Origin of the sequence: Glycomyces sp. L485 (assembly GCF_022548875.1) — a bacterium.
GTDB lineage: Bacteria > Actinomycetota > Actinomycetes > Mycobacteriales > Micromonosporaceae > Glycomyces.
In genome coordinates this window covers 16,932-27,165 of sequence record NZ_JAKZEW010000048.1, presented here as the reverse complement: position 1 = coordinate 27,165, position 10,234 = coordinate 16,932, and the positions used below count along the sequence as shown (strand labels likewise).

Here is a 10,234-nt window from a genome sequence, read left to right as displayed (position 1 = left end):
GCCGCCAGCTCGAAACCGGAAACGGCTTCGAGCCATTCCCCATGTCCAGGACCAGAACAGCACACCCAAGCGGCCCGAGACTCCGTGCTCGACCAGCCCGAACCGGCATCCCCTCACCGCCACCGAACCCATACCCACAGCGCCCGCCGCAGCCGCCGAACCGGACCCGAGAGTCTCGCTCCTGCTCCTGCTCCCCACGACCGACCTCCGTGGCCGACGCCCCGCGCCGACCTTCACTCAGCTCCTTCGTCGCTGATCGATTGAAGCCCACCCGACGCGGACCAGTCCTCGAAGATGCAGGGCCGCCCGGCACCTACCTCACCATCGCCGCCTTGTCCGAAGTCGGGCCGCCGGGAACCGGGGAGCCTCCATCGACCGACCATATAGGTTGCGGGGCATGGAGCCGGAGACGATCAGGGCCCTGCAAGAGCGAGTCGCCGGGGCGCTTCCCGCCGAACGAGTTGAGCGTCTCGGAGAATGGTGGCTGCGCTACGCGCCGCGGTGCTCGTGGTGGGCGGGAACGGTCCTGCCGCACGGCGATGCCGGGCGGGACGAGTTGGAGCGCCGTATCGCGGTGGCCGAACGTTTCTACGGACCGTACGGAACGGCCGCACGCTTCCAGATCACTCCGCGGGTCTGCTCCGACGCCCTCGACGGCCTGCTGGCCGAGCGCGGCTACCGGTTCGACAGCCCCACGTCGCTGCGCGCCGCGTACACCGCAGAGGTCAAGGATCGACTGTCCGGTGCTCCGTTGCAGATCCAAGTGGAGGACCGGCTGACCCGCGACTGGTTCGAGACCTGGCTGGGCGTCAACGGCGAGAGCGGTGATGTGGGAGCCGAGTGGGAACTGCTGCGGCGCGTCCGGGTGCCGAGCGGCTACGCCCGTGCGTTCGTCGGTGGGGAGGTCGTGGCGGTGGGTCGCGTGGTCGCCGACTGCGGCTGGGCAGGGGTGTTCGGCATGGCGACGCTCCCGGAAGCGCGAGGAAAGGGCGTGGCCAGCAGTGTCCTCGCCTCCCTGGCGGACTGGGCCGGCGCTCACGGCGCCGACCGCATGTACCTCCAAGTCCAGAGCGGGAATACCCCGGCGGTCGGTCTCTATGAGCGGGTCGGGTTCACCGAGGTCTGCGTCTACCACTACCGAGTGGGGCCGCAGCACCAGACCGTGTCGAGCGCGTGAGCGGGCCTAAGCTGTCCTGGACTGGATTGGAGCGCCTTGATATGAGCAATGTTTCGCGCGACGGCATCTTTCCCGATGAGGTACTCGACGAGTTCGCCGGGGTCGGCATCAAGCTCGAGGAGCTGTTCTCGGCTGGGGCACTGGGAAACCGGATGGGGATCGAGGTGCTCCGCGCCGCGCCCGACCGCGTGACAGCGACGATGCCGGTCGAGGGGAACACCCAGCCGTACGGGCTGCTGCATGGCGGCGCCTCGGCGGTGCTGGCCGAGACACTCGGCTCGATAGGCGCGATGCTCCACGGCGGACCGCGGAAGATCGCGGTCGGCGTGGACCTCAACGTGACGCACCACCGGGCAGTCCGGTCCGGCACAGTCACCGGAGAGGCCACGCCGATCCATCGTGGGCGGTCGACCGCGACATATGAGATCGTCGTCTCTGACGACCAGGGCCGCCGCGTCTGCACCGGACGCCTCACGTGCCTGATCCGCGACGTCCCTCCCGTAGAGGCTTAGGCGCGCGGCAGGCCGTTCATGGTGCCGTAGCCGATGTCTCCGGCCATCTCGTCAAATGAGTCCTGATTCGACATCAACGGGCCGCCGGGGTGCGGCTGACGGCGTTGAGGATCGCCTGGCCGAGCTCGGTCGGCTTGGTGAACTGCGGCCAGTGCCCGGTGGGCAGGTCGACGTATTCGACGTGCTTCATCGCCGCGATCTCGCGCACGAACGGGGCGCCCTGGTCGATCCATTCGAGGATCATCTTGCTGGGGAACTCGCAGCAGATGATCGTGGTCGGCACGTCGCGGCGACGCTCGGTGGTGAGGGCGATGCGGTCGAACGGGATCGCCTTGGGTTCGGGGATCGACCTCGCCCGGAACTCGTCGCGCAGCGCGTCGTCCAGGTCGACGAGATCCTCGTCTTCGAAGAACGACCACTCCGGCAGCGGGATCTCCTCGCCCACGATCGGCAGGTCGTCGTTGATGACCGCCCCGTCTGGCATGGGAGCGGCGTCGACGTAGACGACGCGCGCGACCTTCTCGGGCCGGGCGTCGCCGGCGAGCTGCGCGATCGCGCCGCCGCCTGAGTGTCCGACGAGCACCACCGGCTCCTCGGCCTCGTCGATGGCGGCGACGACGAAGTCCACATGGTCGCGAAGCGTGATGCCGGTGCGGTCGGCGTCTTTGGATTCCTTGCCGGGCAACGTGAGCGCTCGAACGCGATGGCCGGCCTGTTCGAGCGGCGGCGTGACCGCGCTCCATGATGAGCCGTCGAGCCACAGTCCCGGGATCATGATGATGTCCATGCCCCGACGTTAGGGGACGGCACCGACGTTTCGGAGAAGTCGGTTCAACTCCGGGTCGAGCGGAGAGTCATCACGGTGATGTCGGCGTTCGCTCCCACGCGCATCGGCGGGCCGTTGGTGCCGGCGCCGTTGGTGACGTAGAGCTGCGAGTCGCCGTAGCTGCCCAGGCCGCTGAGCCGGCCGCTGCGGATCTTGCCGGCGATGTGAACCGGGAACATCTGGCCGCCGTGCGTGTGGCCCGACAACTGGAGGTCGACGCCGTGGTCGACGGCCCGGTCGATCATCGGTGGCTGGTGGGCCATGAGGATCAGCGGTCGGTCCGGGTCGCGGCCGTCGAGGGCCGCTTCGAGGTCGGGGCCGGTCTCGCCTTCGATGCCGCGCTGCTCGACGATGAGGTCGTTGACCCCGGCCAGGTCGAAGCCCGGCAGCTCCACGCGGGTGTTCGGCAGAGGCACCATGCCGAGCTCGGCGACCCGCTCGTACCAGGCGTCGGCGCCCACGTAGTGCTCGGCGTTGCCCGAGACGAAGAAGGCGCCGTGGCGCGACCGGAGGTCGGCCAGCGGCTCGCTGGCCTCGCGCAGGTCATCGGCCTCGCCGCTGGCGAGGTCGCCGACGAAAGCGATGAGGTCTGGCCGGCTGCGGTTGATCTGCTCGACGACCCGGCGGCAGTGGTCGGCGCCGATCAGGGCCGACAGGTGCGTGTCGCCGACGACGGCGATGCGGTAGCCGTCGAAGGCCCGGTCGAGGCGCGCGAGCGGCACCTCGACGTCCTTGAGGCGCGGGGTCCGCAGGCCCTCGACCAGGCCGTAGCCGGCCGTGGCGGCGGCGAGCGCGCCCGCGCTCAGGCCGATCGCGCGGGAGACCACGACCCGGCGGCTCGGCCCGGTCGGCTCGGGTTCCGGCTCGTCCTCGAACTCTGGGCGCGCCTCGGCCCGGCGGCGCAGCAGCCACCAGCGCAGCGGCTCGGCGAGGAGCAGGAACCCGAACAGGTACATGAACGTCCCGAACCAGATCAGGCCCGGCCACCCGAAGAACCGCTGGAAGCCGGAGGACAGGTCGGAGGGGACGAAGAACCGCGCGCCGAGCCCGAACAGGGCCAGGACGGCGAGGACGACCGCGCCGATGATCCGCCAGCGCGATCCGGGCTCGGTGGTGTCGCGGCACAGCCGCCACCACAGGTATCCGTGGAGCGCGGCGAAGCCGACCGTGACGGCGAGGAACCGGACGATGAACCAGAAGAAGTCCATGCGTCGGCTACCGGCCGGCCAGGGCGCCGCCGTTGACCTGGAGGATCTGCGCGGTGATGTGCCCGGCCGCGGGGGCGGCGAGCCAGTGGGCGAGTTCGGCGACGTCGGCGGGTGTCCCGGCGCGCTTGTCGTGGGTCTGCGCGATGAGCGTGTCGCGGCGCCGCTCGGTCATGCGGTCGGCGAAGAACTCGGTGGCCTCGATGTAGCCGGGCGCGATGACGTTCGCGGTGGCGCCGCGCTCGCCGAGCTGTGCGGACAGGTCGATCGCGTACGGGTGCAGGGCGGCTTTGGAGGCGGCGTAGGAGCCGGTGCCCGAACCGCGGAAGGCGGCGATCGAGCTGAACAGGAGCACGCGTCCGTCGTCGGCGATGACCGGCTTGACCGCCTCTACGAGGTGGACGGCGGTCATGACGTTGAGCCGCAGGTTCTCCGTCCAGTACCAGGAGACGCCCTCCAGGCCCTCCTCGCGTTTCTCGGGCGCCTGGATCTCGATGTTGCCGCCCGCGCAGGCGGCCACGATGTCGACGCCGCCGTACTGGTCGGCCAGGAAGTCGGCGACGCGCCGTCCGCCTTCGGGTTCGGCGAGGTCGGCCGCGAGGTACGCGGCGCCTTCGCCGAGCTTGTCGGCCGAGGCTCGCAGGAGGTCCTCGCGGCGGCCGGTGATGATCACCCGGTCGCCGCCGCTCAGGAACCGCTCGGCGACGGCGTAGCCGATGCCGGTGCCTCCGCCGCTGATCACCGCTGTTCGGGGCATGGCCGATCCTCCCTGTCGGACGAGACCTCCGCGCCGACTCTAGCGCGGGCCGTCGACTCCGGGCGAGCATGGTTTCGTTGAACGGCCGCGGCCCGCGAGACGAGCGTCTCGCGGGCCGTATTGCGGCTCTTATGCCTCGACGGGCTTGAGTCCCTCGGCGATGGAGTCGGCGATCGGGCTGGTCGGGCGGCCGATCAACTTGGCCAGGTCGCCGTTCTGGCGGGCCAGCAGACCGCGCGAGATGGCGGCGTCGACGTCGACCAGGATGTCGACGAACGGCTCGGGGAGCCCTGCGCCGACGAGGATCTCCTTGTGGACCTCTCCGGGGACGCGGCTGACCGGGATCTCGCGGCCGAGTTGGCGGGAGACTTCGGCGGCGTACTCCTCGAAGGTCCAGGCGGTGTCGCCGCTGAGCTCGTAGGCCTGGTTCTCGTGGCCTTCGCCGGTGAGCACGGCGACCGCGGCGGCGGCGAAGTCGGCGCGCGAGGCCGAGGCCACGCGGGAGCCCTCGACGGAGCTGGTGAGGACACCGCCGGCGGCCACGGCCTGGCCGAGCTGCTCGGTGTAGTTCTCGTGGTACCAGCCGTTGCGCAGGAGCGCATAGGGCAGACCGGAGTCGATGATGACCTGCTCGGTGGCCTGGTGCTCGCGGGCGAGCTCGAAGTCGGCCTCGGGACCGCCCAGGATGGAGGTGTAGGCCAAGAGCGCGACGCCCGCCTCCTTGGCGGCCTCGACGACGGCGGTGTGCTGCGCGACGCGCTGGCCGACTTCGCTGCCGGAGATCAGGAGGACCTTGTCGCCCTTGTTCACGGCCTGCTTGACGGTCTCGGGCTCGCTGTAGTCGGCGATGCGGACCTCGACGCCGCGCTCGGCGAACGGGGCGGCCTTCTCGGCGTTGCGGACGGCGACGGCGACCTGGTCGGCGGGGACCTTCTCCAGCAGGCCTTCGACGACGTGTTTGCCGAGCGAGCCGGTGGCTCCGGTGACAACGATCATGAATGTGCTCCTTCAGTATGTCGGTCCGGCTACTATTGCACTTTCAAAACGAAAGTACAATCCTTTCGAAAGCACTGTTGTTGGGATAACATTTCGACATGAGCACCGCACCGACCGTCGAGCCGACCGGGAACTGGGAGTTCCAGGTCCTGGCCAGGAACTGCCCCTCGCGGCCGACACTGGAGCACGTCGCCGGACGCTGGGGCACGCTCATCTTCCTGGTCCTGCGCGAAGACCCGAAGCGCTTCAGCGAGCTTCGGCGCGCAGTGGACGGCATCAACGAGAAGGCCCTCTCGCAGAGTCTTCGCGCCCTCGAACGGGACGGCTTCGTCGCCCGCCACGCCAGCGACGGCTACCCCTCCCGCGTCGAATACAGCCTCACCGAGCTCGGCGCCTCCACAGCCGAGCTGCTGCACCGGCTGGTCGCCCACGTAGAGGAGCGCATGCCCGAGGTCCTCCTCGCCCAGTCCGCCTACGACGAGGAGCACCGGACCGAGCGCTGATCGGCGTTCGCCGAGGCCGGTCCCCCGATTCGCCATAGACTCGGCCCATGAGCCCGAGAGTGCTCGACGACGACGCCCTGAAGCCCGGCCACGTGCCCGGCTGGCTGCGGCTGCTGCCCATCGTCGCGCTGCTGCAGATCGCGGTCCTCCAGGTGGCGGCCCCCGACCCCGTCCACATCGGTTTCGCGACCGCCGTCGTGCCGCTCCTGGCCGCGTTCGTCCTCGGGCCTGTGTGGACCTCCATCATCGCCGTGACGGTCACCGGCCTCGCCGCCGCGCCCATCCCCCAGTCCGACCAGCTCGACGGCGGCGACGTTCTCGCCGTCGCCACCGTCTGCGCCGTCAGCATCGGCATCTCCTGGGTGCGCGGACGCTACCAGGCACGCATGGTCACCATCGAGAGCGTCGCCGAGGCCGCCCAGCGAGCGGTCCTGCCCGACCTGCCCGAACACGTCGGCGCCTTGACGTGCGCCGGGCGGTACCACTCGGCGCAGCGCGGCGCGCGGGTCGGCGGCGACTTGTTCGACATCCGCAACAGCCCCTTCGGGATCCGCATGATCCTCGGCGACGTCCAGGGCCACGGGCTCCCCGCGGTGAGCACGGCCGCGACCGTGCTCGCGTCCTTCCACGAGGCGATCCTCGACGAGCCCGACCTCGAACACGTCGCCGCGCGGTTGGAGCGGCGCGTCGTGCTCGACGCCGACGAGGGCTACATCCCCGAGCTGTTCGCCTCGGTGCTGCTCATCGAGTTCAGCGAAGAATCGCAGGACATCCGGCTGCTGTCGTGCGGTCACCCGTCGCCGCTGCTGCTGCGCGGCGACCGCGTCGAGGAGGTCGACCTCAAGCCCGGCCGAGTGCTCGGCCTGCGGCTCGAAGGGAACGAGCGGCCGCTGGCCGAGACGACGCTGCCGTTCCGCGCCGACGAGATGCTGCTGGCGTATTCGGATGGACTGACCGAAGCCCGCGACGCCGACGGGCGCTACTACCCGCTCGCCGAGCACCTGCGCGGCCTGGTCGTGCCGCCCTCGCCTCAGCGGCTGATCGACTTCGTCTGGGACGACCTGGCGCGCTTCGTGGTGAAACTGGACGACGATGTGAGCCTGGTGGCCGTCGCCCGCACCGGCCGGGCGCGGGGCAGGACCGATCTGGTCTGACGGACGCGCCATGGTCTCGTCACTCGGGTGCAACAGCCGCGTAAGCCACAGGCCTTGAACAATCCATACATCTCGGTCAAGCTGGTGGGTGCCCCCGCCGGCGACCCCGCGCCGGCGCCTGCGAACTGGAGCAGCACATGCGAATACTCAGGACACTGGCGGCACTCGCCCCCATCGCCGCGATCGGCCTCGCCGCCCCGGCATCGGCGCAGGAGGCCCCCGGCGGTTCACTGTCGGTCCTCACCTACAACATCGCCGGTCTCCCCCTCGGCCTGGGCGAGGGCGACCCCGAGACCAACACGCCGATCATCGGCTCGCGCCTGGACCCGTACGACATCGTCCACGTCCAGGAGGACTTCAACTACCACGCCTCGCTGTACGAGGCCGACGACCACGCGCACCGCACGCCGACGAGCGGCGGCGTGCCGTTCGGCGACGGGCTCAACACGCTCTCCCACCTGCCGTTCGAGGACTTCGAGCGCGTCAAGTGGGACGACTGCTCCAGCGGCTCCGGCGACTGCCTGACTCCGAAGGGCTTCACGTTCATGCGCGCCCGGCTCGCCGAGGGCGCGTGGGTGGACCTGTACAACCTCCACACCGACGCGGGCGTCAAATCGGGCGACCTGGCTGCTCGCAGGGCGAACCTCGCCCAGGTGTCGGCGTTCATGGAGTCGCATTCGGCGGGCAACGCCGTGATCGTCTACGGCGACACCAACACCCGCTACACGCGCGAGGGCGACGACATCGCCGCCTTCGCGGCGGCCAACGGCCTGTCCGACCCGTGGGTCGACCTGGTCCGCGGCGGCGACGCGCCGGACAAGGGCGAGGAGGCGATCGTCTGCGACGACGCGACCGTGAGCGCCTCGTGCGAGGTCGTCGACAAGGTCCTCTATCGCGGCGGCGAACACGTGGGCCTCGAAGCGGTCGCGTACCGCAACGACGACGGCGCCTTCCGCGACGCGAACGACGAGCCGCTGTCCGACCACTACCCGATCGCGGTCGACTTCGACTGGGCCGCGAGCGCCGATCTCCGCATGAGCGACCAGTTCGGCGGGCCGCACGGCGACTTCTTCACCGACGTCGACGACATTTCGCCCGGCGCCGCCGCGACCGAACTGCGACTACGCGGTGGGTCGCGAGTCGACCAGATCGGAATGACGCTGGCCGGCGGGACGTCGCTCGACCACGGCGGCAGCGGCGGCACGCTCGGCACGTTGGCGATGCGGTCGGGCGAGTACCCGACGGAGCTGTTCCTGTGCCGGGCCAAGCACGACGGCCATACCCGGATCTTCCACGCCCGATTCACCACCAGCACGGGCCGGACGCTCGCCGCGGGCACCCGTACGGACGACTGCACGACGTACGGCGCGCCGTCGGGCTGGCAGATTGCCGGGTTCCACGGCAGAGCCGGGGACGAGCTCGACAAGGTCGGCGTCATCTACACGAGACGTTGAACAGCGCGCAGCGGGACCTGCCGCCCATTGCGGGGCCACCTCGACCCCGTGAACGGCGAATGACCCGATCGTCACCGGGTGGCGGCGGAGCCCTGCATGGCTCTATTGACATTTGTGTATCTGTTGTCGAGAATGTTCGGAACCCATCGACAACGTGGAGTGCCCATGCAGTCTTCCCCTCTCAGCCGCCGCCGCCTGTTCCAGACTGCCGGTGCGGCGGTCCTCGTCGGAGCCGCCACCGGCATCGGCGCCAGCCCTGCCCAAGCCGCGCCCGCTCTGTTCCAGAACCCGCTCATCCAGCAGCGCGCCGACCCGCACATCATGCGGCACACCGACGGCTACTACTACTTCACCGCCAGCGTCCCGGCGTACGACCGCATCATCATGCGCCGCTCGACCACCCTCCAGGGCCTGGCGACCGCGCCCGAGGCCACGGTGTGGCAGAAGCACTCCAGCGGCCCCATGAGCGAGCACATCTGGGCGCCGGAGATCCACTATGTCGACGGCAAGTGGTACATCTACTTCGCCGCCGGACGGGCCGAGGACATCTGGCGCATCCGCATGTACACACTGGAGAACGCCAGCGCGAACCCGATGAGCGGGACCTGGACCGAGAAAGGCCAGATCACCACCCCGCGCGACTCGTTCTCATTGGACGCGACCACCTTCACCCATGACACCACCCGGTACCTGTGCTGGGCGCAGAGCGACCCCGAGCTCGGCAGCGGCACGAGCCTGTACCTCGCGGCGATGTCGAACCCGTGGACGATCACCGGCGAGCCGGTGCGCATCAGCAAGCCGACGCATTCGTGGGAGACCATCGGGCACAACGTCAACGAGGGCGCGGCCGTCATCAAGCGAAACGGCCGGATCTTCATGACGTTCTCGGCCAGCGCCACCGACGCGAACTACGCGATCGGGCTGCTCACGGCCTCGCAGAGCGCCGACCTGCTCGACCCCGCCTCGTGGACGAAGAACTCGCAGCCGGTGCTGCGCAGCAATGACGCCACGAGCCAGTACGGGCCGGGCCACAACTCGTTCACCGTCTCCGAGGACGGGCAGAGCGACATCCTGGTCTACCACGCCCGGCCCTACGAGGAGATCGACGGCGAACCGCTGTACGACCCGAACCGGCACACCAGGCTCCAGAAGTTCTACTGGAACGCCGACGGGACGCCGAACTTCGGGATCCCGGTCGCCGACGGGCCGACGCCGTACCGGTTCGCCGCGCACGGCCAGTCCGGGGTGTTCCTGCACCACTACGAATTCCAGCTCAGGGCCGACTCGAGTCCGGCGATGCTGGCCGATTCGCAGTTCCGCATGGTGCCGGGCCTGGCCGGTTCGGGGACGGTATCACTGGAGTCGGCGAACTATCCGGGCCGCTACCTGCGGCACAAGAACTACGAGATGTGGCTGGAGACCGACGACGGCTCCTCGCTGTTCCGCTCGGACGCCAGCTTCCACCGGCGCGACGGGCTGGCCGACAGCGCGGCCGAGTCGTTCGAGTCGTACAACTTCCCAGGTCGGTACATCAGGCGCGTGGACGGGCTGGTGCGCATCGAACCGGCCTCCACGGCCGCCGAGCAGTCGGCCGCGACATACATTTTGGAGTAACCGTGGCGCGCGGCGGCGGGGCGAGTTCCCGCCGCC

At 69.7% G+C, this 10,234-nt stretch carries 10 protein-coding genes; 6 read left to right on the top strand and 4 right to left on the bottom strand.

Annotated elements, in window-relative coordinates:
- The first annotated feature begins 397 nt into the window (after nt 1-397).
- Nucleotides 398-1,177 (top strand): GNAT family N-acetyltransferase, encoded by a 780-nt coding sequence (locus L0U85_RS17940; protein ID WP_241379129.1) that lies wholly within the window; start codon nt 398-400, stop codon nt 1,175-1,177.
- A 41-nt stretch (nt 1,178-1,218) separates the two neighbouring features.
- A complete protein-coding gene (locus L0U85_RS17935) occupies nt 1,219-1,689 on the top strand; it encodes a hotdog fold thioesterase (RefSeq protein WP_241379128.1) in 471 nt (156 codons plus the stop codon).
- A gap of 73 nt (nt 1,690-1,762) precedes the next feature.
- Here the strand turns inward: L0U85_RS17935 and L0U85_RS17930 are convergent, their stop codons facing one another.
- The 4 genes from L0U85_RS17930 to L0U85_RS17915 all read right to left on the bottom strand — a co-directional run bounded on the left by L0U85_RS17930 (nt 1,763) and on the right by L0U85_RS17915 (nt 5,473).
- Nucleotides 1,763-2,476: an alpha/beta hydrolase gene (locus tag L0U85_RS17930; protein WP_241379127.1), complete on the bottom strand. Its 714-nt coding sequence runs from the start codon at nt 2,474-2,476 to the stop codon at nt 1,763-1,765.
- Nucleotides 2,477-2,520: 44 nt separating this feature from the next.
- Nucleotides 2,521-3,723 (bottom strand): metallophosphoesterase, encoded by a 1,203-nt coding sequence (locus L0U85_RS17925; RefSeq protein ID WP_241379126.1) that lies wholly within the window; start codon nt 3,721-3,723, stop codon nt 2,521-2,523.
- A gap of 7 nt (nt 3,724-3,730) precedes the next feature.
- On the bottom strand, nt 3,731-4,477 hold the full coding sequence (locus L0U85_RS17920; RefSeq protein WP_241379125.1) for an SDR family oxidoreductase: 747 nt from the start codon (nt 4,475-4,477) through the stop codon (nt 3,731-3,733).
- 129 nt (nt 4,478-4,606) lie between these two features.
- Nucleotides 4,607-5,473, bottom strand: coding sequence for an NAD(P)H-binding protein (locus tag L0U85_RS17915; protein WP_241379124.1), 867 nt, complete (start codon nt 5,471-5,473; stop codon nt 4,607-4,609).
- Between the two features lie 98 nt (nt 5,474-5,571).
- Between L0U85_RS17915 and L0U85_RS17910 the strand changes: the two genes are divergently transcribed.
- The 4 genes from L0U85_RS17910 (at nt 5,572) to L0U85_RS17895 (ending at nt 10,198) form a co-directional block, all read left to right on the top strand.
- Complete coding sequence (locus tag L0U85_RS17910) at nt 5,572-5,976, top strand: helix-turn-helix domain-containing protein (protein WP_241379123.1); 405 nt, start codon at nt 5,572-5,574, stop codon at nt 5,974-5,976.
- 47 nt (nt 5,977-6,023) lie between these two features.
- Nucleotides 6,024-7,130 carry a PP2C family protein-serine/threonine phosphatase gene (locus L0U85_RS17905; protein WP_241379122.1) on the top strand — a complete coding sequence of 369 codons (1,107 nt, stop codon included), beginning with the start codon at nt 6,024-6,026 and terminating at the stop codon, nt 7,128-7,130.
- A 137-nt stretch (nt 7,131-7,267) separates the two neighbouring features.
- Nucleotides 7,268-8,584 (top strand): jacalin-like lectin, encoded by a 1,317-nt coding sequence (locus L0U85_RS17900; protein WP_241379121.1) that lies wholly within the window; start codon nt 7,268-7,270, stop codon nt 8,582-8,584.
- A gap of 165 nt (nt 8,585-8,749) precedes the next feature.
- The gene (locus tag L0U85_RS17895) at nt 8,750-10,198 is read left to right on the top strand and encodes a family 43 glycosylhydrolase (protein WP_241379120.1); all 1,449 of its coding nucleotides are present in this window, start codon (nt 8,750-8,752) and stop codon (nt 10,196-10,198) included.
- The last annotated feature ends 36 nt before the right edge of the window (nt 10,199-10,234 follow it).